Genomic DNA, 25,415 nt, shown 5'->3' with positions numbered 1-25,415 from the left:
ATAGCTCATCTGGTTTTCGGATTCAAACGTAAATTTTTATTAATTGAAACAGGTATTTATCATAAAAAATTGGAGCATAATTTTATTTGAAGAGGTGAGAAAATGAGAAAAAAGAAGAAGGAGGTAGTATTATGATGCTCCCAAACCCTTTGACGGGGTATTGGTCTTTTCAAAAATTAATTCAGTAATCGTTGCACTCAAAAGATTGCGCACGGCTTGTTTTTTTTCTGCAGTAGGAAACTTTATTTCAGAGAATAAATCTTTATATACGTCATGCTCATCGCTAAATGAACCTTTACAAAAGCCATTGATTTCTCGAAGTTCCTGACATAAATAATTGATTGCCTCTCCTCGTTCTTGAAGTGGTAATACACTTTGAAACTCATTTTCGAGTTCGTCGGCTTGAGCATAGGTTGCTAAAAGCAATAAAGTATCAAACACTTCAAGACGATTATTTCTCTCAGATTGATCATGAGTTTTCGAAAAAAAATCACGCATAGAATCAATAAAATGTTCTATTTTATTTTTCTCTCTGTCAATTTTTTTTAGTAAGTGCTTCATTGTATCTTCCTTTCGATTTAGGAATGCATTATATCTATTAATTTCATATTCTATATATTGTAGCTACAAACTGATTGTTAAAGGGACATTTCTCCATTGCTTACAGCAGTTTTTTTTGTTTGAGGCTGGGTATCAATTATTTGCTCTACAATTAAATCAATATCTTCATGCATCAAACATGCCTTTTGAACTGCTTTCAAACTACCCAGGTGTCCATACAAGAAAAGCATTTGCAATAGAGGTTTTTCAGCTTGATTCTCTTGAATTTTATTTTTCACCTGTTCAGGATCGTGAATCTCCATAATAATTCCATCGCCTTTCTTTTTAATAGTTAAACAGGTACTGTTCTTTTCGCCCAATAAGACAATTTTAAATCCATACTCCATTACTGAGAATAATGAATCAATTTGGAATTCGGGGTGTTTTAATTTTTCTAAAAAGAGATGTTGATCACTTTTAGCCCCTACATTAACGCGAGCTTTATTGAAAAAAGAAGCTAAATACATTAAGGAGCCTTTATTATGATTAATTGTGAGTGTTTTTTCTCCATGAGTATCGACCGTAGCAATTAAAGGTGGAGTGACACCTCGTGGCACATTCGTATTGTAAAAATCAATTTTTGTATTCGGTGCACAATGAACTAATAAGCTGAGGCTTGCCGTTTTATGCATGTGGAGTAAGCTGGTTGTATTGACATATCGTCCTTTATCGGCAGATCCACTTTCCTCTTGTCTTGCTCTATCATAGCAACGCTTAACCACTTGGGACATATCATCCAAACACGCACAGACTACAATAGAATTATTATTTTTTTCGACCAAAGCTTTTTGCGATGGTTTATAGGTTACCCCATCAACGATTACATTAGGCCTTTTATCTTTCTGAGCATTCATTCGTTCTTCAACGAGCTCACTGATTAAATAGGCACTGTCTTGGGTGCGAATAAATGCCTGATCGGTTTCTTGTTTTTCAAATTCTTCTGTAAATGGCATATAAATGCCTCGATAATCATCGGTGGCCAATGAAACATAATCTTTTTTATCTTCTTTTTTAATATATTGACTCGAAATGGTGCTCTTGCCACTTGCTGCCGGGCCTAAAAAAACAAAATCATGATTATCAGCGAAAGGATAAACTGTTTTTTTCTCCAGCTTATATTTTTGAGTAAAAGCATCCAGATTTTTATCCAAAAACTCGGACATCGTTTTGTTGACTAATTGTCTGTGGATTTTATTCTTTTCCATAACCCAGCATGAATTAAATTTGAATGCATACTCGCTACTGTCCTTGCTCAAGGAGGGGTACAATTGTTCCATCCGCTCATGCGCCCTTTGCATGCAAAAGTGATGTACATCTTCTTTATTCAGGGATTCCTGAATTTTTGACCAAAAAGTTATTTGTATCAAACCGCTCTCCTGTAATCCCAGAATGTCATGGAATAATTTTTGAGCGAGCTCATTCACCTCTTCAGTGTCAACTCGATAATCGGTTATTAAGCGTGCTGCGATATGAAGCATCAACGCCGTTTGCAATTTGGGCACCAGTACATCAGTTAACCATTCTTCATGAGCTATATTGGCATGTGTTAGCTGCTCTTGGATGTCACCTTCCATAAAATTAGGCTGTAAAATTCGATTATAAGTTTCCTGCAATTTTCTTTCTTGAACACTCCATCGGTTAAAATCTTTAAGCGTCAAAACATGCCGCATGTTGAAATGAGCTACTGCTGCTTCTCTTACCTCACTTAATCTTCCAGGAACTAATTTGAAAGTTCCCTCTGGAAGATCTAATTTTTCGCTCATTGGCTCGATGACTTCTACTTCCGAGCGTAGGGTTTCTAATGACAGCATTTTATGACCTTGATGAATGCCTCGTGTGATCCTGATGCTGTCTAATTTTTTTGGAGCAGGCTGTGTATCAACTGCTGGAGCTGATTCTTTTTTATGAGAGTGAAGAATATCAATTAAGGGTTTTTTTTCAGGCAAATGAATTGTTGCCATCTGTTTTTGACCGGGAGAGGGGAGCTTCACTACAGGTTTGGAAGTCAACGAGTTAACTTGCTTTTTATTATAAAACTCAATGCCTGAAGTAATGATTTCTCTGGTAAATTCACTTACTCCCTGAATTTCTCCGCTCAAATTTCCAGAGATTACATCAAGAATTTCATTATGGCGGTTATAAAGGATGGTCATGATATAATCATGAGGATTCACGTGGGTATAAGCTATTTCACCTAATTTTGTTTTGCCTAAAATTTCTGCAAAAGGTTGTGAATGAAATGATTCCTTACCCCGAACGATATAGAGAATCTTTACCTCGTTCATTCCACCAAATTTGATTGCCACATCAAATTTATCCGTAACAGATCGTGTTCCATCAACCCCGGTAGCGGCTAAGGTAGATGCTGTTCCGGAACGAATTTCATGCTTTTTAACATTATTTTCTTGCCCAGCTAATAAATGACTGTCCGCAGAATACTCACCAGTTCGCGTCATTTTTTTTGCAAACTGCATTGTTTCACCCACAGAGTCAGTAAAATGTCCTCCTCTAAAAACAACAGGGGCTGGGGTCAAGTTTAATTTATCATTTTGATAACTCTGTACGGTATGATAATGATGAACATCGTTTTTGAGATAAGCTGTAAGTCTCTGTTTTAGCTGTTCTCTAAAAACAATAGAAGGGTTTACAACAAATCCTGATTCATCGGTTAAAAATGACTGCTCGTTTTTATTCTTTACGTCACGAACCGAAACAAAATTTCTGTTGTTCACTAGTCCATTAACTAAACTCACCAAATTTAATTTCCAGGTTCGGTCTTTCTCGTGACTGTCTGGCATATATTGAATTAATTTATCACCTGATGAGTTGAATAGAATTCTTTTGATGAACTGTTCAAAATGACCTGTTGTGGAGGGGAATGTATCTCCAGGATTTATAAAAGGGGTGTCGCTATAGCGTTGTTTTAGGGATTTTAAATGGAGGAGCAGTGAAGTTATTTTATTATCTAATTCTTTATCTTGTGCATGCGGATCATCATCAAGAGTAGCGATTATTGCGGTAATTTCTTTCATTAAGTCACCGACTGCATCGATCTCGTGTTGAAATTCTTCATTTATTTCAGTGGGGGCTTTCATCTGCTTTATCCAGGCGTCAAGTTCCTGGTTATAACGTTGACAAGCCCCCAAAACCAATAGATCGTTTAAACGCTTCAAATTTCCCTGATTTAACCACTGATACAGTATAAATTGATATCCTTCATCTTTGACGAGATCGACTGCTGGTAAATGGGATAAAAATAAACTAGTACCCACATCGCTTTCCAAAAAATCAATCCCTTTATCTCTTAACGCTGCAGTGCTATTAACGGCGATGTCCCCGGTATGGCCTCTTTGCGAGGTGATTTTCAACAGTTTAGGTAAATGACTTCTTAACTCTTCTTCGGTAGTTTTTTCGTCTAGGGTAAAATCAAGTTCACTGAAATTGATTGTGGCGCTGATTTCATTCCCAGAGAGATCAATGACTGCATAGTTTAGCTTGTCATGAAGTACTTCAAGGTACAAGGTATTCTTTTGTAGGGGGCTGGATTTTGGAAATTGGAAACTGAAATCATAACTAATGGATTGAAAAAATTTTAATAGAGTTTTGCTATCCATTTCTTTAGGAGCTTCAACCTGATTATTTTTTATTCTATTTTGATTAAATTCGGCAGCAAGATATTGGGTAAACGCCAAAAGGAACGATTCATATAGCGGTTCATTGGCCATAAAAGTAATGAATTGATAAAAATCATCTTCCTCAGTTATTTTTTTGAAATTAGGAAAGCTCTTGGTTAATTTTTTTTGTGTGTATAAAAATTTAGTAAATACTTCATCGAATTGCTCGAGGCTGAGAATTCCTGCCGATTTTAAATGTTCTAGAGTGAGCTCTGTTGATTTGTTCGCAGTAATATGTAAGGCCAGTTTTTGAATAAATAAAGAATAATTTGGATTGTTTTGTAATTTTTCTATCGCTCGTTGCATGCGTGCTTCATTAAAAGCTTGAATTCCCATGCTTTGAATCACTTCATCTTGGATATTAATTTTTTGTTTTTGAGCATCTTGAAGAATAACCAGTGCGATTTCTGGTGCGATATTATCCCATTGATAAATTACCCCATCACTCGTTTGTTGTTGTGAATAGCTCGTAGCAGATAAATCAATTGCCTGACGTAAGGTTCGATGATACTCATAGCGAGGCAGATCCATATCAGTCAACAAATCGAAATTTATACGCTGCTTGGAGTATGTTTTGGGCATATTTGTATCAATATGTGTAATTGCCGGCTATTAATTTATAGCATAAGATTATTAAGATTTTATTAAAAGGAGCATTAATTGACCGCATGAGGCAGCAGTTTCTCCAAACATAGGTTTGAAGAATGAATTCGAATGAATTAAGTGAAGCAGAATAAAGTCAATTTATCAAATCAAGAGTAATTTTTAATTGATATTACATCTTTATCTTTCTAACCTCTAATTAACAATACAGGAGTCTTGGAAATTCGAATGACCTCCTCGGCTACACTTCCTGTCAATATATGATGGATTCCGCGACGACCATGGGTCCCTATAACAATTAAGTCAGCAGAAAAGCTTGTTGCTTCATCAACGAGTTTTTCAGCAATTTGAGCCTTGGAAGGGATTAACTCAGAAAGTTTCATTTCAAACTCTACTTTTGCACGACTCAGCATTTTTTTCATTGAATTTAAAACTTCCTGTCCTTGCTTTCTGGTTAACTCAACAAATGATTCGCGATCGACATCACCTTCATATAAAGTATCAATTATATGAATCACTCGAAGTTTGGAGTTTTGATTTTTTGCAAGTTTAATGGCCTCCTTTAACGCTAAAGTGGAGGCTTTAGTATCATCCACAGCGACCATAATTTGTTTGTACATAGATGAGACCTCCTGGCGATTAGAAATTATTTATTTAATAATCCATTAGCTTGCTTGCAATATCAAATTCTATATATATCTGGGCGTTTAATCCAATTGATAATCCATTTACCTTCATCCGTTCGCTCAAGGCAGGTGATAGTTCCCGGAACAAAAGCAACAAGAGCTCTGTCTTCATCGTGAACAACAAGTTTGCCAACCAATTTGCCCATAAATGGCATATGCCCCACAAGCATGATATTGTGGTGTTGCTGATTTATTTCAGATGAAACGGGGTTCACATCATCTAAAGGCTCCAACCCTTGATGAAATTCGATTTCCCCGGAGAATGGCAAATTGGATGCGAGTATTGACGCAGTTTGCTCGGCTCTACGTTTTCCACTGTGAATTATCCGAGCGATTTTTATTTTTTTATGACTCAGAAAATGCCCTAAATGCTCAATGTCAGCTATTCCTTGCTTGCTCAGTGATTGCTGGGGATCAATTTCTTTTCCCAGACTTTCTCCATGCTGAATGAGATATATTTTCATGGTGGTTCCTTCCTAACTGAAATTATAGCCTAATGAAAGCAAACTGAGTCTATTCTAACCGATTAATTCCAAGCATTTTCAAAAGTAATTGCTTAACCCGAGGGCCAACCTATCCGGACCCAAATGTTGGATGGAAGAAATTGGACATAGTCAACTTCATGGACTACCGTGATTTTATGGGTTGTTTCAAGTTTCCCCCTCATGCATAGGCAGTTGAGACATCCGCAATTCCAGCCCCTTTAACGATGATGTGAGCCATACTCATATCCTCCCTGATTCAATGTTGTCTATTTGCAACCGACGCCAAATCGATTCAAGATTTTTTCTAGAGGACAAAACTGAGTAAATCCACTTTGAAATAAATTGGCACCTACAAATACAGTAACCCAAAGAAAATAGTTACTGAGATAAAGGGGGCTTTGTGGAACACCAACTGCCAGCGAAAGTAAAATAAATGTTCCCGCAACAATGCGAACAATACGTTCAGTGTTCATGAGAGGCTCCTCGTCAGCATGCTAAGAATTACGCCATTTCCACCAACCCAAATAAATTAAAGGAATGAGGAATAATGTAAGTATAGTTGAAGCAAAGGCCCCAAAAATTAATGAAATGGCAAGCCCGCCAAATACAGGATCAGATAACATCACTGCGGATCCTAAAATAATTGCAAAAGCGGTTAACAGAATAGGCAAGAGCCGAACCACACCGGATTCTGTGACTGCAGATTCGATTGAATACCCGGCTCGCTGTTTCTCTAAAATAAAATCGATAAGTAATAAAGAGTTTCGTACAACAATTCCTGCCAGAGCAATCACCCCGATCATGGAGGTGGCTGTAAACGGTTGATGCATAATCCAGTGACCGGGGAATACGCCAATAATTGTGAGTGGAATAGCTCCCATAATAATTAGAGGGATGAAAAAGGACCGATAAAATCCCGTCAGTAATATATAAATAAGTACAATTGCTACTATAAATGCAGAGCCTAAATCACGAAATACGTCTAATGTTAAACGCATTTCGCCAAGCCAAAGTAATTGATTTTTAGTAATATTCTGCGGTTGCTCCTCTGTAAATCCAAGATTCCCAACGGTTAAATGGATGTCATGAGGCAGTTTTTCATGGTGCAGCATCTGAGTGATGGTTGCTACCGCGTAGGCTGGGCTGGAGCGTAGCATCTCGCCTGTGACATAAACAACTTGATGTTGATCGCGGGTGAAAAGGGGTTTTTCTTGGATTACATTTTTGAAATCAACTATCCTTGATAAGGGGATAAGTTGATTTTGCTGATTTAATAAATACAATTTTTTTAGAGATGTAATATTATTCCGCGTGATTCTGGGCAAGCGAAGTATGATATTTTCTGGTTCAAGAAGGCCTGGTCTATGGCCACTACCTACATTAACCCCTTTAAAATAACTGCGTATCTCGTTAGCCAGTGCATTAGGAAGTAGACCTGAAAAAACAGCAGCATTTCGATTAATCAATAGTTTGTATTCGGTTAAATCCTCAGTGACTGAATTATCAATATTAATCATCCCATAAATTTGAGGGTAGAGAGTGTTGCTGATGTATTGTCCTAGTTCTCTTAGCTGATTGTAATTGGGTCCATACAATCCAGCTTCCATTTGTGAACGAACCGGAGGTCCTGGAGGACTTTCAAAAAGTTTGATATGGGCCAAGGGATAAGTATGACGCACTTCAGACAATGAATCATAAACCTGTTGGGCGATTTCATGAGATCCAATAGTTCGTTCGTGTTTGTTGATTAAGTTGACGCGAATTTGTGCATAATGGGGGCCAGTATTCATGGCATCCCCTCGAACCATAGCTGCAAAATCTTCGGGGGCTGCTTGACCCAAAAAGAGCTGATAATTGGTTATAAAATGATTTTGGGCAAGAACGTTAGAAATATCATCTGCAATCTTTCGGGTCTGCTCTAACGCGGAACCTGCTCCAGAGTTCACTTCGAGTAAAAAGGTATTCACGTTATCATCAGGAAGCATTTTCAATTCAACGCCTAAGGGACTCAACGGGCCATTAGTTCCTGATGGCCGGATGAACTGCCATAAAGGTTGCAACAGCACCAGAAATAAAAGAGCAAAAATAAACACGTAAAATGAATATCTTATCCATCGAGATTTTAAAAGCCCAGTAAAAAGATAAATATAAATTTTATGTATCAAGCTTAAGTGGTGTTTTTCTTCAGAGATGGTTGCTTGATTCCCTGAGTGCAAATAAGCGCGGTGTTTTGTTTTTAGCCATTGATAAGCCAAGTAAGGAACAACGGTATAGGCAATAATCAGTGAAGTAAGCATGGCTAGAGGAGCATTAAAAGGGATAGGCGCCATAAAAGGGCCCATCATGCCTGAAACAAAAGCCATGGGAATCAATGCAAGAATGACAGTAAAGGTAGCAATGATGGTTGGTTTGCCTATTTCATTTGCTGCATAAACAATCAAACGAGTGAGGTTATGTTGCGCTTTTTGCATCATATGACGATGGATATTTTCAATGACAACGATACTGTCATCTACCAATAGACCCAACGAAAGAATTAATGCAAATAAGGTGATTCGGTTAATTGTTTGACCTGATATCCATCCTATCCCTAGTACAATACAGAGTATCAGGGGTATGGAAAAAATCACTATGGATGCTTCACGCCAACCTAAAAACAGCATTAAAAGAAGCACTACAGAAGTGATTGCAATTCCTAAATGCTCGATCAATGTATTGACGGCATCATTAGCATCATCACCATAATTGCGGGTTACAGTAGTTGTTACATCGCTGGGTATTATATGACTTTCCTTAACGAGTTTTAATCGCTCAAGTATGGCATTGGCGACAACTACCCCATTGCTTCCTTTTTGGCGTGCCAGCGCAAGCGTCACTGCAGGTTTGAGCACCCCTGTGGGCTGATTCGAGGCGCTTGGGCCGAAGGCTAAATAGGAACGAATTTGTTCCTCTGCGGGTGCTAACTCAACTCGAGCAACATCTTTTAACAAGACAGGCTTACCATTATCTACTCCAATAATGATTTGATTTAGATCCTCCGCTGAGATGAGATTTCCTTCGATACGTAAAGGAACTTCACGCAGGTCAGGCTCCAATTTTCCCGCATTCAGGCTGATATTATTTATCTCCAATGCTTGCTTGATTTTTTGCAATGGAATGAAATGTGCAGCCATTTTATCTGGATCTAACCATACTCGCAGTGCAGAAGGTGATGCACCCATCACCCAGCTTTTACCTACTTGAGGTACCCCGCGTAATTGCTCGAGTACTGTGGTTGCCATGTTCTGCAGTTGAGTTGAGCTGTATTGAGAGGAGCTAAGTGTAATTGTCAACAGAGGGACATCATATAGACTGATTGATTGTATCAACGGCATTAATGTGCCCGAAGGCATTTTATCCATATTGCTGTTGATTTGATTGTACACTTTAACCAGGCTGTTTTCTTCGTTCTCGTTTACTTTAAATCGTACTGTGACTAATGCATTGTCATTCATTGCCATGCCATAGGTATGATCCACTCCCGGTATAGATGCCATAAGTCCTTCCAATGGCCTTACGATTTGATGCAACATTTCCTGAGCATCACTTCCTGGGCGACTCACGGAAATTGCAACAACAGGCACTACAATTTCAGGATTATAAGTTCGTGGTGTGAACTCTAATGCAAGCGCACCAAACAGCAGGGAACTAAGAATAATGAGCAGGGTGAGTTTTGAGTGAATAAAGGCTCTAGCCATTTGGCCAGCACTGTTTAATAGTGGTTTATGTGAGATATTTTTATTCAAAATCCATGTGCTCCGATGCATTTTTTGTTGAAAGAGTTGTGAAAACATCTCTTTATTAGCAACTCTCATTTGTCCAATAAATTACACTATTTTATTTCTCTGATGGAATTAACTCATTCGTTAGCATTAACAATCGTCCTCGCGCAAGAATTTGATTGTATTGTGATTGGATACACTTATTTTTTGCTTCAGCCCATTTGATTTGGCTTTCCAACAATTGCCCAAGTGGAACTAATCCACGCCCATATCTTTTGCTTAGATGACCTACAACTTTTTTTGCTTGCATTGCATTAGCATGATTTGCTTGATATTGAATCGCTGCAACTTCTTCAGCGCGTCGTGCCTGGATAAGTGCAAGACGCAGTGCATTCGCAGTATCTTCTAATTGAAAGGTAGCTTGTTTGACCTCTGCAACTGCTTTTTGAACTGCTCCTGAATGTTCGCCTGAGCTAAATAATTCCCAATTGACACCAAGGGCGATGAGATTTGATGGAAGTCCAGCACCAACATTATTTCCATTCCAATCCTGCCGCAATTGTAAGTTTACCTGCGGTTTGTTTGTTGCATTGACTGCATCAACATTGGCGCGACCCGCCTCTATAGTTGATTTAATTGCACGCAATTGTGCGTTCCGGATGAATGCCTTTTGTGTCAGAGCGGCAATTGATCTTTTTGTTGTTGGAAACTGAACGGAATTTTTTGGAACATACAAACGATCTTGATGGCCAATTAAGCTGCGGAACTCATCAAGATGGTTTTGCAATTGTGCTTGCGCTTCTATTAAAGATGTTTTTACTGTCCTCAGATAAGTATCCGCGAGTAACAAGTCACTTTCTATGACCAGCGATTGTTTAAAAAGGGTTTTGGTTGTTTTGAGATAAGAGGTAGCCGCATCGACCTCTTCATTCGCAAGAACGACAAGTTTGTTGGTAGCAAGAACACCTTCATAAGCTTGGAGAATATCATAAGCTAATTGCATGCGTGCCGCTTGATCCCCATGTTGCGCTGCACGAAGTAGGGCATTAGTATTTCTTAATCTCGCGATGGTTTCACCCCCTGAATAAATGGGGACGATTAATTTAAATCCTGCATTGTAATTACTGTAATACCCTGGTGAATCCAATGCTTGTGGTCTTACATTAATTGAACCGGGCCCGGTGAATTGCCCCAGACCAAAATCAGCAAATGAAACATTGCCCTGACTTAATTTATAACTAAAAACGTTTAAAGGATTGTCACTGCGAGCAGCATTCATTTCCAAACCCAGCTTCGGTAAGCCAGCTCCTCTGGTTTCGATAATGGCTGCTCTAGCTGATTCAATTTGGGCTTGGCTTGCACCAATACGAGGATTGCTACTGAGTGAAAGTCTCACTGCTTCAATATAACTAATTGGTTTTACGTTCTCAGCGCTTGCTAAAGAAGAAGCTAGAAATTGACATAGCCCCAATACAATCAATTTTTTTTGTACGGCTCTTCGAATCATCGCGCTACCAGTACTTACTGATTATCATTAGCTTGACTTGACAAGATCTCCAAATCATTTTTGTTATTTCCTTAAATTTGATGTAAAACACGTTGGAGCCGGGTTTTTACTTGGTTACATGCTCAAGTGCTTGATCGAATGCGTAGTCGACTGTTTTGCCAAACCCATAGGAATTTTGCATGTCCAATCCTTGGTTTTAGGTGAATTCCTATTATAACGATTTAGATATCTTGTTGAAAGATTAATATGGAGCATAGATACTGTGTCATGATCAGAGATATTAGGGAAAGTTTATTGATCGATTATCGTTTGTTTATGACATCTATAGATAATCTTGCCGGTGGCCAGTTCAATAATTTCTCCTTCCGCGCCGGAATGTTCTAAATCACATTGTTCGCTTAGATGTGCTTTTAACGCGTCGATACTTTGTCCTGTGGTTTTAGAGATAATTTTTTTTTCAATTGTAACTCTGGCCTCATAAGGATCATTCTGCTTGAGCGAGTTCATATCCCATACCTCCAATTTTCGTGTTCCTATATACAGTATAGTTAAACAAGTACAAATAAATGACAATTGGAGGGAAATTGTTTCTCGACCATCGACACAATTTAGCTGGCAGAAATAGGGGGTAAATCAATTTTAATTTTGCCGCCCCATGCAAGCCTGAGCGCATTAACAATAGCAAGTGCATCAATTACTTCTTGAAGAATAGCACCAGTTACCGGAGTGATATAACCGAGTGATGCAAAGCTCATCCCAATGACACTGAGCAGCATTCCTCCAACAGCGCTTTGTAATGCAATCTTGCGGGTATCCAAGCTCAGATGAATTAATTCATCTACTTTTTTCAAAGTATTTTCCATGATTACCACGCCGGCTGCTTCAGAAGTTATATTGCTGTATTGCCCAAAGGCAATTCCAACAGTTGCTGCGGTGAGTGCTGGAGCATCATTAATACCATCCCCCATAAATACTGTGGGTGCTTTTTTTCTTTCTTCGCGAACAATGGCAAGCTTTTGTTCGGGACTTTGTGATGCATGAATTTCTTTGAGATTTAACTGGGTAGCCAAATATCTTACTTCAGACTCACGATCGCCTGACACAAGCATTATTTTTTTAAATTGGTGGGAGGGAGATAAATGGCTGATAAAGGATTTTCCTTCTTTACGTGGCGCATCATGAAAAACTAATGAACCTACAAATTGTTCATCATAGAGAATAATACATTCTAACCCTGGAGATTCAGGTGGAAGTTCGCTGGCAGATTCTGGCTTATGAAGCAGAAATTTATTACGACTGGTTACATGAATCTGATGACGCTCAATCGTACCAATTAGCCCTTGTCCTGGTTTTTCAGAAACTTGAGCTGCTTCAAGCAATCTTAAATGACGCTCTTCAGCAGCCTTCAGGATTGCAGGAGCAAGCGGATGCTTTGAATAACGTTCCAAGCTTGCTGTAAATTGCAAAATGTGATCTGAATTCAGGGATGTGTTTTTGGCAACATGGATTTCTGATAATGCGGGTTTGCCATAGGTTAATGTTCCTGTTTTATCGAAAATTGCAGTGCGACAGGTCGGTAATCGCTCAAGAACTGTTGGATCACGAATAATAATACTTTGTTTTGCTGCCATAGAAATTGCACTAATCAAGGTAATGGGAATGGCTATAAGTAAAGGGCAAGGTGTTGCGATGACGATTACGGCGAGAAAGCGCATCGAATCCCCAGTGAGGTACCAGGCTGCGCATGCAAAGACCAAGGCTAACGGAGCAAAAATGGCGCCGATTTGGTCTCCTAATCGTCGTAATGAAGGTTTTCGTTGTTCTGCTTCTTTAAGTACCTCGACAATCGCTGCATAACGTGAATCGGAAGGGAGTCTGACTGCCTGAATCGTTAATGGGGATTCACCATTGATTGCGCCGGAAATTACAGGAGTTCCCGGCGCTTTGGAAATCATGTAAGGTTCACCAGTCAGATAGGACTCATCCATCATCCCATGTCCCTCCACAACGTTGCCATCGACCGGACAAATTTCATAGGGATAGACAACAATGTCATCACCAATACGAATATCATCTAATGTGATGTCTTCAATGTGATCTTTTGTTTTTCGATGGGCTTTGGTGGGCATCCGTGCGGCGAGGGCCATTAAAACAGAGGATGCTTTACGCATGGCGTATTGCTCCAACGTTTGTCCACCTGCCAGCATGAGAATAATGAGCGCAACAGCCAGGTATTCGTGGAGAAGGGTACCGGTGACTAATGCAATAGCTGCTAAGGAGTCTGCCCCTAAATTACCTTGAAACAGTTTAATTACGATTTGTAAAAATAAGGGGATGCCTCCAATGACTATGATGATCAATAAAGGAACTTCAGCGAATGGAACATTCATTATTTGCATAACGAGATATAAAAAAATAGCAATCACTGATAGGAATAACAATATCATTTTCCATTTCGATGCTATTGGGAAAGAGAATAGATTCATTGTCTTGAGTTGAGGTCTTTTTTAAATAATAGTCAAAGAGTTATGGAGATACAAGATTTGTATGAGATTGGGATCCGTGGATTTCAGGTTAAGGAATAAAAATTGCAAGCTTCCTCTCACCCTAACCCTTTGCCTAAAGGGACAGGGTTGGGGTGAAGGGGGACAGCTCGCTAGATTAGTTGCATAAGCTCTTATAAGCTGCAACCAAACTGTTGGGATTCGAAACCGGTAAGTCGGTATCAGCACTCCACATAATGGCGCCTTTTAGTTGTTTGTTCTTGATAAACCGGCATACCTCCTTAACTACCTCAGGAGATTGATAGCCAATAAATTGTTTGGCGGTTGCGTTGTAGAGATAAGAACCCGTAATCAAAGGGGTATTGTTCTCATCAAAGGCATTGACTCGATAGCTCTTATAATTGAGTTGATTTACCAATTTATCTACCGATTTATAAGGGAGCAGACCATCTTGTATGGAATATTCAGAAGCAAAATGGCTTGCCCCCGTCCAGGGTTGTTCAAAACCAGGTAGGTCAAGGTTGTCACCAGGTGCTACCCCAGAAAATCCTCGGCCATAGGCCGCTAGACCCACTTGTAATTTTTCTTTGGGCATACCGTATGCAAGAACTTGTTCAGTAATTGAATCTGTTGCATAGTTAATGGCAAACTCATCTTTATGACTGGTTTCTGGTTGCTTTAAATAGGCATGCACTGCTGTATAGGGATCACTGCTTTGTGACCAAGGACCATGTAAATCATAAGTCATTAAATTAACACTGTCGGCATAATTTGCAATTTGTTTAAACCAACCTCCATCAACTGATTGATTGATTTGCTCCAAATACTCTTTGTTCACCGTGATGGTTACCGAGATATAAGCATCTTTTCCTAAGGTTTGTCGGCTGGCTTTGACTAAATCAAAAAGATGTTTGTAGTCAGCCAGAGTATTTGCATCGGGAGGTAATTGGCCGCCTGTTTGCAAATCAATAGGGGGTTCAAAATCATAGTCAATTCCCTTTAAATTTTTAAAATGATTCATCCAGGATTTAAATTGATTTAAAAATTTATCTTGATTGGCGAAGATGGCGGCAAATGTAGCGGTGCTGATTCCCTTATTTTCAACTGTGTTGGCACCACCAATTGCAATGATGCGTTTTGCTGTATATTTATTGGAATGAATAAAGGCGCCAAAACTGTTGAGTTGCCCCACACCTTTTTGATCCGTGTAATTAAATAATTCTTTTTGACCGGTGTTGCCATTCATTTGTATGGAAGTACATGAACCTTGATTTGCGGTACAAAAATCGAGGAAATCTTTTGTTTCTGGTGGCAAAGGTGAGATCCAGGAACCTTCTAAAGGCAGCTCGCCCCAGAGATCTGCAAAATGCATTAAGCCATCCCAGCTGGAGGGGATTTGATATTGGGCTTGATTGGGATCTTTGCTGTTCCATACTTGTAAAAAACTCCAGGCGACTACATCCGCTTTATTGAATTGAGCGACCATGTCCGGATTGTACACATAAGCTAATTGTCCATATGGCCGACCTATTTTGTAAGCTCCATCATACTCGTAAGGATTTTGGCCATACATAGACCAATTGGTCGTGTATAAAGTTAAGCTTGCATTTGCTCCTACAGGAATTAGGGAAGCAGCAATCGTAGTTAATTGAATAATTTTCTTAAAAAAATTCATTATGTATCTCCAATGAACAGGAAGTTAAATTTTAATCCTGTCAATTGGTCATTAACCACTGTCAATTGTGACAGGGGGATCATAAGGTTAATAATTGATATTCTAAGGCCTTAGCCAAGGATTGATATTTATTCTTAGTACCTAATTTTTTATTGATTTTTTGGATATGGAAATTAACCGTTCGTTCACTGATTTCAAGCCGTTGAGATATCTCTTTGACGGAATGTTGTTCCGCGATCAGCAACAAGCATTGAATTTCACGCTGGGTTAAATGAAAAGCTTCTTTCTCACTAATTTGATCGAGAAGATGAGTTTGGATGTAGTGATAGTAGAGATGCGCAGTAACAAAAAAATCATATTGTGCACGGTTATCCTGTAAATTACAGTGCTGATTTTGCATTTGCACCAATAACAAAATGGCAAAATTATTATGTGGACCATGGATAGGGATTGATAAGCCTGCTTCTGCGCCAAAGGCGATAGAGTCTTCGCGCATTTTACGTTCTGATTCACTGGCCGCTTGTGCCAATTGCTGTTTTAAATTCCAATAAATCGGTAAATGATTGTTATAAACAAAATTCAGTGTGCTATCAATATTTTGGTATTGTTCTGCAAGGTAATGTTGATGCCAGGCTTTGAAATTGGCGGAACACATATCATATTTTAAATGATTGGCTGAATTGGGATGATAGGCATAATAAGTAAATGAGAACGTGGTAATCCCTTTTTTATTTAAATAATAACTCAAGGCAAGATCACAATCAGCAAGCGAGCGTGCCTGTACTAATTCATTCTCTAAGGTTATCAGTAAGTCAGTCATACTTATTCATCATTCTAAAAGTTATTATGACAAGCATTATGTTTGCTGCGAAAATATAAAGAAAAAAAACAGAATAACCCAGTTGTTGCTCCATCCAACCACTGAGTGCACCAAAAAACACATAGCTTGAGGCCATGATGGAGGTACAAACAGTGTACATGGACATTGGGTAGGCGCTTTTGTTGGCTGCTTCCAACAGATATCCCATATAGGTTCCATTGGCCAAACCTACAGTGAATTGATTCAATAAAATAACCAGATAAAGTAGGTTATGGTTTGCATTAAAAAGAGGAAACAAAAGATAGAGTGAATGACCAAGAAGCAAGAGTACCGTTACCTTTTTGATACAGAGCTCCAGTTTATAATGAGTAAGAAGCCAACCCGACATAAAAATACCTAACATCAATAAGGTACTTCCAAAAATCCCATAGAGTTCTCCAACTTGATATAAGTTGAGCGCTAATCCCTCGTGATCCAATAAAAATAAAGGAATGATTTTTTGCATTTGGGCTTCGGAAAAATTATATATAAAAATAAAGAGTAATATAGGATAGATTTTTTTATTAAAGAAAAGCGTTTTAAATATTTGGTGATAGTTGGAGTGAATCGATTCGGTTCGTGAGTCGTTTTCTGGGATTTTAACTTTATGGTAACAGGTAAGCAGAAGCCCTATGACAAATAAGCTGAGAAAAAATATTCGCCATACATTAAATTGATAGTGCAACGCGAGGCCGCCAATGAGGGCCAATAGGCCTCCTTTAATAAGCAGTCTTCCCATTTGATAAAAGAAACTGCGCCAAGCAACGTATCTTTTTTGTTCCTCATTATTTAAAAGTAAGTAAATACCATCAGAAACAATATCATGAAGTGAAGAAATAAAGGCAAGACTTGCAAAACCTAATGAACTCAATATAAGAAAATAGGGCGTATCGACGCCTAATGCCATGAACATAAAAAGGAAGCTCAAGGTGGCTTGTGCATAAAGGGTTAATTTTTTTTTGGTAGCACGATCTTCCAAAAAAGGTGTAAATAGCGGTTTAATTGTCCAAGGGATCATAAATAAACTGGTTAAAAACGCAGCTTGGGTATTGGTCATCCCATATTGTTGAAACATGATGGTTGCGATCAACGTGACTACCACATAAGGTATGCTTTGAAAAAAATAGAGACTGGCTATCCATTGATAATTCTTTGGAGATACTAAGGAAGACACGAGCTAATTCCAATCTACTGTTGTCCATATTGTAACATAATTGGCCATTAATGAAAGATAATCGTTCACAAAATGATGCGTAGCCATGCCCAACATACTGCAGCCTTTTTAGTGCTGCGTTATGCTCGCACCCATTTTATCTCCACATCCTTAGTAGGGATGCATTTGACGCGTCTTAGGAGGGCTCTGTTAGAGGATAAAATTCTTTATCACACTCTGTTTCTATTCTCATCCTGGAAATATAGCTCTCCAAGGATTGGAATTGTTCTTCAGGGTGCTGACTTATTATTTTCTGTATTCGTTTTGAAACATGGAGCATGTCTTTAGCGTTTATTGATTTGATTGTGTATTGAAAACTCATATTCTCATTAATGTATGAGACCATTTCTTTCATGTTCGCGGGGACTTTGACATCGACGATGGGTTTGGCAGAATATAACTCAAAATAGATGCTTTCTTTCTCTAAATTAGAAACAGCAGGATTAATCAGTCGCGCTAATTTTTGTACATGTTCAGAAAGATTTGTTTTACACGACTTCGCATCCATTAGCCATGCAGCAAGGGAAAAAGCATTATCTTCCATGTCATACGCTACGTTGGATTGATAAATATACCCCAAAACCCCTTCCGTTTTTTTTTCGCAAGCCAACATGACATAAGAATGCCCAGGAATATCAATGCGGATAATTTTGGGCAAATCTTTTTCGAGTGCCTCTATGAGCGGGGTAAGAGATTGAATTCCCTTTTTTCCAGTTATCATGATATCGCCAGTCATCAGCTTACAAAATGCATTTGCAATATCACCACATCCCACTGGAGCAAAAATAGCTTCGGCTATAGGTGTAGTGAGCAATCCAGATTTTTCCATTGTTAAGAGTATTTTGACAGTGGATTCTAGGTCTATTCCGCATATTGCTAAATAAAGTCGAGCATCTGCCACACTATTAAAACGCTTCGCATAGGCACTTAAGACCATTTTTCGAAAGACGTAATCAAAGTTATCTATTGAAAAATAGTGATTGGAAGGGAAAAATGCAGATTTGCTTTGCATGAAAATGGAATAAAGTTATAAGTTATTATACAATATTGCAACTTTTTGTTATGTGTTGCAAGAATCGAAAAACATTATTATGCGTGAAACTAAAAATTATAAATTTTTTACAGAAGTTAATACATTCAAGATCCATGTTCAAGCGATACTAAATCGTCTAAGAAAACAAAATGATGCCAGCGATATCGTTTCTGCGATTAATCTCATTCTCGAGGGAGAACTCAATAAATCTGTATCTTCGGCAGAAATGATTACGCTAGATTCTCTTTTGCATCATCCAGAACAATATATTAAAAATATGGAGCCAAAAGCCAAAGAAGCCATTCATTCTGAAGTTGAAAAAATGCTGAGGAATTTTGTCACTGAATTTAATGAAGATACAATTTGCTCAATAACCGCACCAAGGGCTTGAGAACGGTTGTCTCAGTTCATGTTGTTGGTGGCTACTGTTTTACTCAATTATTTTCATCTTCTTCAATCCAGCAGTCACTAGGACCACCTGGAGGTTTTGGGCGGTTTGGTAATGGAGATGGATGAAATTTTGCTCCTTGTTCATTTTCAGTAAAGCGAATTGCTTCTTTTTTTCGATGTGAATTGATAACCCTGTTTGAGGTATCAATAAGATTCTGATTTTTAAATAGAAAAAAGAGATCGTTATCTTGAACTGTTTCATCTAATTCGCACTTATCCTCTATAAATGAATCGGCATCAATTTTCTCGCTAAAGCGAGCAATTTCACTTTTTTCCTGTACGTTTTCTGGCTTAATCAGCACCATGAATGGAAGCTGGATGATATTAAGATCTCCATTGCCTTCTGCATATTTTGCATAGGCTACAGAGACATTTTCATTATTTAACACCTGCAATAAATCAGAATCATCGTAGATTCTATAAATAATTTTTTGCTTTTCTTGATCTGAATTCGCGACCTTTTTTGTAAGAAATAAATTTATATTTTTTAATTCATCAAACTCAGCAATGAATTTTTCTTCGCCGCGTGCAAATTGCTCTGTAATTTTATATCGCATCATCAAAGGTCATTAGTTACATAATAAATTATATCATAAACTGCTCAAAAAAAAGCCTTATTGCCCTTGCCTAAACCATTTTACGTCCATGTGCAGGAGCCTCATTACGGCTCTAAGCTTTTTTAATTATCTGTACATAACTCTTTCCATCATCTCCAGTTACAACACCATGAATTTCAGTTGCAAAACCTGGTAGTGCTGCTCCTATATCATCCAGCATGAGGAGAAAATCAAGAATCAGTTCGCTCTCATCAGTAATTTGTTCTCCTGGCATAATTAAAGGAATCCCTGGTGGGTAGGGCAGGATCATTGCGGCAGAAATTTTATCTTTCAATTGGGATAGGGGGATCAATTGTGTTTCTTGCCGAATGAGTTTTTGGTAAGCCTGATGAGGTGTCATGACGATTTTAGGTAATGTATCAAAAGCATGATACATCACTTGGGGCAAATTATGTTTTTGCATTAAACCGTGGATGGTCTTAGCCAAGGATTGAATGGACATCTTTTCATAAAATTCAGGATGTTCTTGATACAACTGAGGAAGTAGGATTTTGACCGGTACATTTTCATCATAAAGTTGTTTAAATTTATTTAAAGCAGCCAATAATGCCATTGATTTTGCGCGAGTAATTCCCAAACTGAATAAAAATAACATGGAATAGGGGCCTGTTTTTTCAACAATAATTCCATGCGATGCAAGAAATTTTTCCACAATGACAGCTGGAATTCCCCAATCATCTAGCTCATCATTTTTGATTCCTGGTAAAAGCACGGTTACCTTCACTGGATCTAAAAACAGATGGTCCTCATCTACGTTATGAAATCCATGCCATTTTTCATTGGGTTTTAAGGGAAAACAGGATGATTTTTTTTCTAATGTCGGTTGCCACACGTCAAAATACCAATCTGTACTTTGTTTTTTTAAGCGTTTTACTTCCATGCGAAAGTCCAATGCTAATTCAATCGCTTCGTTGATTAAATCATATCCATGATTACCGGCCATCATTGCCGCGGAGACTTCACAACTGGCGACAAGAGGGTAAAAAGGAGAGGTGCTCATATGCATCATGTAATTGGCATCAAGGATGGCTGCATCGAAAGAACCTTTAATGTGGATCATCGATGATTGACTGAACGCTGCCAATAATTTGTGGGTTGACTGCGTTTCAAAGATCACTTGATCCTTTTGTGGCGTTAAACTAAGTCCAAATTTTTCAGCGTAAATGGGATGAAAATTCGTATAGGGGACCCATGCACTATCAAAATGCAAGTGTTTTACCTTGAGTTCGTTTTGAATGTTTTCAACTTTATAAAGTATGCCGTCATATGTCGAGTTAGTAATGACCGCGTAAGTAGGCCACGCTGTAGCTTCTGGATGCCCAAGAATTTTATCGTGGATCGCTTGTTCCGAGTATTCTGATTTAGGGATCCCACCAAGAATACCATAAGTATTTCGCGTCGGTTTTAGATAAATAGGGATAACATCGACCATCATCAGAAAATGGGCGATTGATTTATGACAGTTACGATCAATCACTACAGTATCCCCTGAAGTTGCCGAATACATTCCCACTATTTTATTGGATGTTGATGTGCCATTGGTTACAATTAATGAGCGATCACTTTTAAAGATATTCGCTATAAACTCCTCTGCATCACGTTGAGGTCCTGAATGGTCCAGTAAACTTCCAAGTTCTTCAATTGAAATTGAAAGATCAGCGCGAAAAATATTTTTGCCAAAAAAATCATAAAATGCGGCACTGGTAGGATTTTTTTGAAACGCCGTGCCTCCTAAATGCCCTGGGGTACAAAACGCATAATTCAATTCGTGCACGTAATGCATCAGCGCTTTGGTGAATGGAGGTAAAATTTCTTGTTGATATTTTTCTATGGCAAGTAATATGCGTTTAAAATCATCATGTGCTAAGTTTGCATCATATTGCAAAAAGTCCAGAGTAAGATCAAAGTCACTCAGGTTAATGTCAATGGAGGCATGCTTATCCGCCATTGCAAAGATAGGTAACAATTTATTATGATTCGAAAAATGATGTAAATCATCAAAGCCGAAATCATCCCAATCATAAAGAATCGTAACAATTCGTGGATTTAAGCTGCTCACAGCATAAGCATCTTTTAATGAAGTACATACAGAGAGCTCATAATTTCTTTGCTTTAAAAAACCTTCGAGTACGCTGATAAAATGTTTTTTGTACGCTTCAATCTGTTGCTCATAAACAATAAGAATATGATTCATTGGTACTCCTTTACATCGATTAGATCCATAAAATGTACTTTAGCTCATAAAAAAGCAAAGAGTATATTGATTTAATGAGTGGTTTTTTATCTCATCACCTATATTGTCCAAGACTCCAGAGCAAAATGGAAGGCTTCATTATTCTTTAGTCGATTACCTGAAATTTAGTCCTGCAGATTATGTATTTGAAACAATAATTCAAGAAACCAAACAGGTCGCTCTGTAGAATTATTTGAATCCGGAGCGATGTAATTTAACGGTAAGAAGCAGTTCTCAAGGAGACATTCTGGAATTAATTTTTAATCCCATGTTGGTGTCAGAGAACTGCTTGCCAGGAAAAAAAGCGAGTTAAAGTGCGATAGTAAGGATGAGTAGCATAACTTAAGATTTCCTGAGCCCCATTACTGTCGCCATAAGCATAAAGTTTTTTGGGGTTATTGATGCACTCAAGTACACGTCTTAATTTTTCTTGGCCGTTAAAGCGTTTACCTCGTAACTTACCTGTAGCTTTACCTTGATGGTCAAAGATCAGCAAAAACTCATTAAATTAAACTATACTTACCATGCATATTGCACATTTATTAATCATTTTGGATAATTAATTAGAAGGAGTGGTTATGTTATCAAAAAAAATTATGTTGATTATCGTTATGAGCGGCTTTATATCTAACTCTTTTGCCTGGGGATATCACCGAAGTTATACCGTCTGTCGTGGAGGCAATTGTCACCATACGAGTGTGAATAAAGGTTGTTTTAACGGTCATTGTGGTACCACAAGATATGGATCGACCTGGCATAGATAATTATAACAAGCTGGTTGGGTCCTTTTGATCCAACCTTTTAAACTTTATACACATCCACATCATCTTTGAGCTGCTTGGCAATCTCGTCCAAATGATGAATAAATGTCATCATTTCTTTGATGCCGCTGGAAAAAGTGGAGGTGGTGCGGTTAATTTCATTCATGCTTTCAACGATTTGCTCGATTCCGACTGCCTCTTGACGAATAGCTACCTCAATGTGTTGACTTGCTATAGAGGCATCATTAATCATTTGGCTCAGTGTTTGAATGATTTTACCTGCATTCTCAATCAATTTTGCTCCTGAATCCAATGTTTTAGTCCCTTCTTCAGTAACAATAACCGCTTTTTCAGTAGCGCGACGAATGTCCTCAAGAATTTTTTGTACTTGTACGGTTGATTGTTCAGATTGTTCGGCGAGATTTCTTACTTCTTTCGCTACTGCTGCAAAGCCTTTTCCAGATTCTCCAGCTTTTGATGCTTCAATTGCAGCATTCAATGCCAACATCTTTGATTGTTGCGCTAAAGTATTGACCACTGAGGTGATGTCACCGATTTGTTGGGTTTGATTGTTTAAATCAAGTATGGTTTGGGCAATGAGCTTCATTTTTTCTTCTGAAGCTCTAATACCCAAAATGCTTTGTTCTACGGATTGTGTACCTAATTTCCCTTGTTCATAAGTATTCTTAGCTACTTCCCGCAGCGTTTGAGCTTTTTCCATGGTTTGTTTTGAGCTTTTATCCATTTCTTCCAGTGAAGCACTGATTTCATTAATAGCGGATGCTTGGGAGGTAATACCTTCTGCTTGTTCTTCTGCAGAAGTGATCACCGTGTTCACCATAGTGACTATGTTCGTACTCACTTCGGTAATATTTTTAGTAATGGATGCCAAACCATCGGTCATGGAATTTAAATCACGGCCTAAATCGTGCAATATGTCTTCTTTATCAAGTTCAAGTCGCTCTTGAAGATCTCCTGCTGCAACTTTGCTGCTGAATTCGCTGAATTTTTTTGATGAATTGACTAGCTGTTCATATAATGCTCGAGTTTCCCATTCTTTCGCACGTAGCGCCTCATCATTTGCTGCAATTGCCTCTTGCATGGCCTTGAGCGCTATAAACAAGTTCCCAAGTCTACCTGTTGAGCGAAGTTGAATTGGAATGTTACGCTCACCCGCAGCAATTCGTTTCGCAATATCAATAGCAAAATCCACGGCGGCTAATATCGATTTTTGGGTCACATAAGGCACAATAAGAGTTAAGGCAATGGCGAAAGCAAGTAACCCATAAGCCGATTTTTTTAAAGAACTTAAGCTTTCATTTATTCTATTTGTACTTTTGGCAATTTCTGATGATATTTCATTAAAAAAACCTCCTATTCTTTTTCCTTCTTCAAAAGAGTAGGGACCATCAATAATATCAATCATTGCATTTTGAATTTCCTTTGTAGTATTTCTACTATTTTCTACATTATTGGGATTATTAGGATCTCTAGGGGCATTTATTATTTTTGCTTGGATTTCATAAAGAGGCTCATACAAGTTTTGAAGTTTGTCCCATTTTTTCTGTAACTCAGTATTATCCAGCTCGCTGGAGTGCATAATCTGATTCCATTGACTTCGAGTTTCATTAATTTCTCTCCATATATGCGCAAAAGAGTCTTTATCCTTGGGATCTCCAGTCATTGCCCAATGTTCGAGAATATCTTGGGCCTGATAAATTTGGGTATCAAGAATTTGAGGTAAACTTTCGCGATTAATTAATTGGCTCAATTGCATGATGCAATTTATTTTGGGGAGCAAGAGCATAATTGATACCAATAAAGGCAAACAAAGCGTTGCAAAGCCAATAACTAATCGGCTACGGATAGAAAGAATAAAACCTTCTTTGGGAATCTTGTCCATATCTCACTCCTATTTTCTATAATTCTAGATTTTTTTTACATAAATAGCTCTATAAAAAGAGATAGTTCCAATCCTTCGCTTATTAGAAAGGTTTAGAAAATCCGTAGTAGGGTTAGGGACAGGCACGTTCACGTGAATGATTAAGATAGGTCAATTGACGAGTTTCTCGTAGAGACTAAGCAAATCTGATGGGGCAAAATGCCCATCAGATTAAAGATTATGCTCACTGTCTAATGAGTAACAAAAACGCCGATTCTTAGCTGGGCAACCTTTTGGAGGTGCGCAGAGCAATTGCAATGAGAATATAAGTCCAACCACTCACTATCATATCAATTGCAATAAACAGTCCGATTACCCATAATCCACTCATTGGCCAATGTAATAAAATTAGGATACCAAGGATTAAGGAGCACACTCCTGCAAGGAAAATCCAACCCCAGCCTGTCGTATGTCGTAATGAAATGGACATGGTAATACGAGTAACGCCGATAACGATAAGCGTCCAAGCCAATAACGCAGTAATGATTGTAGAGGCTAACAAGGGATCATACAGGATGATACCTGCTCCAATGAGGTACAATATGCCAATACAGACTTTCCATATGGCACCATCCCATTTCCTATATTTGAATGCATCAGCAATGTGTGATAGCCCGGAAACCATGAGGAGCACAGCAAAAAAATACATACTCACTATGGTTAACGCGATTTCCATGCCTAAACCAATAAAACCCAAGATTAACAGGAGTACCCCGAAACCAAAGAGCCATCCGCGATGATGTTGTAACGTTTCTTTTTCATGATGATGAACAACATTATTTGTAGTAGCCATATCAGTTCCTTTTGATTGT

The 25,415-nt window shown here is 38.3% G+C and carries 20 protein-coding genes; 2 read left to right on the top strand and 18 right to left on the bottom strand.

The genetic code is table 11. The annotated features are described in order from the left end of the window. Positions 1 to 129: 129 nt before the first annotated feature. The 13 genes from EL022_RS14125 to EL022_RS14065 form a co-directional block, all read right to left on the bottom strand. Positions 130 to 561 (bottom strand): hypothetical protein, encoded by a 432-nt coding sequence (locus EL022_RS14125; RefSeq protein WP_051544389.1) that lies wholly within the window; start codon positions 559 to 561, stop codon positions 130 to 132. 77 nt (positions 562 to 638) lie between these two features. Beyond that, entirely contained in the window at positions 639 to 4,856 is a 4,218-nt protein-coding gene (locus tag EL022_RS14120) for a zeta toxin family protein (protein ID WP_028379965.1), read from the bottom strand. A gap of 209 nt (positions 4,857 to 5,065) precedes the next feature. Continuing rightward, positions 5,066 to 5,497, bottom strand: coding sequence for a universal stress protein (locus EL022_RS14115; protein ID WP_028379966.1), 432 nt, complete (start codon positions 5,495 to 5,497; stop codon positions 5,066 to 5,068). 62 nt (positions 5,498 to 5,559) lie between these two features. After that, positions 5,560 to 6,027: a phosphohistidine phosphatase SixA gene (gene sixA, locus EL022_RS14110; RefSeq protein WP_028379967.1), complete on the bottom strand. Its 468-nt coding sequence runs from the start codon at positions 6,025 to 6,027 to the stop codon at positions 5,560 to 5,562. A gap of 287 nt (positions 6,028 to 6,314) precedes the next feature. Then, positions 6,315 to 6,521: a YgaP family membrane protein gene (locus EL022_RS14105; RefSeq protein WP_028379968.1), complete on the bottom strand. Its 207-nt coding sequence runs from the start codon at positions 6,519 to 6,521 to the stop codon at positions 6,315 to 6,317. 21 nt (positions 6,522 to 6,542) lie between these two features. Beyond that, positions 6,543 to 9,833 carry an efflux RND transporter permease subunit gene (locus EL022_RS14100; protein ID WP_028379969.1) on the bottom strand — a complete coding sequence of 1,097 codons (3,291 nt, stop codon included), beginning with the start codon at positions 9,831 to 9,833 and terminating at the stop codon, positions 6,543 to 6,545. Between the two features lie 91 nt (positions 9,834 to 9,924). Then, positions 9,925 to 11,316: a TolC family protein gene (locus tag EL022_RS14095; protein ID WP_051544390.1), complete on the bottom strand. Its 1,392-nt coding sequence runs from the start codon at positions 11,314 to 11,316 to the stop codon at positions 9,925 to 9,927. A gap of 291 nt (positions 11,317 to 11,607) precedes the next feature. Beyond that, the gene (locus tag EL022_RS14090) at positions 11,608 to 11,823 is read right to left on the bottom strand and encodes a ubiquitin family protein (RefSeq protein WP_028379971.1); all 216 of its coding nucleotides are present in this window, start codon (positions 11,821 to 11,823) and stop codon (positions 11,608 to 11,610) included. 101 nt (positions 11,824 to 11,924) lie between these two features. Further along, positions 11,925 to 13,802, bottom strand: coding sequence for a heavy metal translocating P-type ATPase (locus EL022_RS14085; RefSeq protein ID WP_028379972.1), 1,878 nt, complete (start codon positions 13,800 to 13,802; stop codon positions 11,925 to 11,927). A 175-nt stretch (positions 13,803 to 13,977) separates the two neighbouring features. Continuing rightward, complete coding sequence (locus EL022_RS14080) at positions 13,978 to 15,495, bottom strand: glycosyl hydrolase family 18 protein (RefSeq protein ID WP_028379973.1); 1,518 nt, start codon at positions 15,493 to 15,495, stop codon at positions 13,978 to 13,980. A 79-nt stretch (positions 15,496 to 15,574) separates the two neighbouring features. Beyond that, on the bottom strand, positions 15,575 to 16,315 hold the full coding sequence (locus EL022_RS14075) for a helix-turn-helix transcriptional regulator (protein ID WP_028379974.1): 741 nt from the start codon (positions 16,313 to 16,315) through the stop codon (positions 15,575 to 15,577). Further along, positions 16,308 to 17,528, bottom strand: coding sequence for an MFS transporter (locus EL022_RS14070; protein WP_028379975.1), 1,221 nt, complete (start codon positions 17,526 to 17,528; stop codon positions 16,308 to 16,310). Before EL022_RS14070 ends, EL022_RS14075 begins: the two co-directional genes overlap by 8 nt. Before the next feature lie 175 nt (positions 17,529 to 17,703). Beyond that, positions 17,704 to 18,579 carry a hypothetical protein gene (locus tag EL022_RS14065; RefSeq protein ID WP_028379976.1) on the bottom strand — a complete coding sequence of 292 codons (876 nt, stop codon included), beginning with the start codon at positions 18,577 to 18,579 and terminating at the stop codon, positions 17,704 to 17,706. A 79-nt stretch (positions 18,580 to 18,658) separates the two neighbouring features. On the opposite strand from EL022_RS14065, the gene EL022_RS14060 reads away from it, so the two are divergent. Continuing rightward, complete coding sequence (locus EL022_RS14060; RefSeq protein ID WP_051544391.1) at positions 18,659 to 18,991, top strand: hypothetical protein; 333 nt, start codon at positions 18,659 to 18,661, stop codon at positions 18,989 to 18,991. A 43-nt stretch (positions 18,992 to 19,034) separates the two neighbouring features. Here EL022_RS14060 and EL022_RS14055 read toward each other — a convergent pair whose 3' ends face one another. The 3 genes from EL022_RS14055 to EL022_RS14045 all read right to left on the bottom strand — a co-directional run bounded on the left by EL022_RS14055 (position 19,035) and on the right by EL022_RS14045 (position 22,396). Then, positions 19,035 to 19,610 (bottom strand): hypothetical protein, encoded by a 576-nt coding sequence (locus tag EL022_RS14055; RefSeq protein ID WP_241972190.1) that lies wholly within the window; start codon positions 19,608 to 19,610, stop codon positions 19,035 to 19,037. Positions 19,611 to 19,719: 109 nt separating this feature from the next. Continuing rightward, a complete protein-coding gene (gene ldcC, locus EL022_RS14050) occupies positions 19,720 to 21,861 on the bottom strand; it encodes a lysine decarboxylase LdcC (RefSeq protein WP_028379978.1) in 2,142 nt (713 codons plus the stop codon). A 316-nt stretch (positions 21,862 to 22,177) separates the two neighbouring features. Next, complete coding sequence (locus tag EL022_RS14045; RefSeq protein WP_028379979.1) at positions 22,178 to 22,396, bottom strand: HAD family hydrolase; 219 nt, start codon at positions 22,394 to 22,396, stop codon at positions 22,178 to 22,180. Positions 22,397 to 22,478: 82 nt separating this feature from the next. Here EL022_RS14045 and EL022_RS14040 point away from each other — a divergent pair, with 82 nt between their 5' ends. After that, on the top strand, positions 22,479 to 22,664 hold the full coding sequence (locus tag EL022_RS14040) for a hypothetical protein (protein ID WP_081776842.1): 186 nt from the start codon (positions 22,479 to 22,481) through the stop codon (positions 22,662 to 22,664). A gap of 37 nt (positions 22,665 to 22,701) precedes the next feature. Here the strand turns inward: EL022_RS14040 and EL022_RS14035 are convergent, their stop codons facing one another. Together EL022_RS14035 and EL022_RS14030 are read right to left on the bottom strand one after the other, a co-directional pair. Beyond that, the gene (locus EL022_RS14035) at positions 22,702 to 24,564 is read right to left on the bottom strand and encodes a methyl-accepting chemotaxis protein (RefSeq protein WP_028379980.1); all 1,863 of its coding nucleotides are present in this window, start codon (positions 24,562 to 24,564) and stop codon (positions 22,702 to 22,704) included. A 256-nt stretch (positions 24,565 to 24,820) separates the two neighbouring features. Then, positions 24,821 to 25,396 (bottom strand): HdeD family acid-resistance protein, encoded by a 576-nt coding sequence (locus EL022_RS14030; RefSeq protein ID WP_028379981.1) that lies wholly within the window; start codon positions 25,394 to 25,396, stop codon positions 24,821 to 24,823. Positions 25,397 to 25,415 lie beyond the last annotated feature (19 nt).

The sequence above is a fragment of the Legionella cherrii genome (genome assembly GCF_900635815.1).
GTDB classification, from domain to species: Bacteria; Pseudomonadota; Gammaproteobacteria; order Legionellales; family Legionellaceae; genus Legionella; species Legionella cherrii.
The sequence above is the reverse complement of the archived record's forward strand: the minus strand, read 5'-3'. Positions and strand labels throughout refer to the sequence as shown.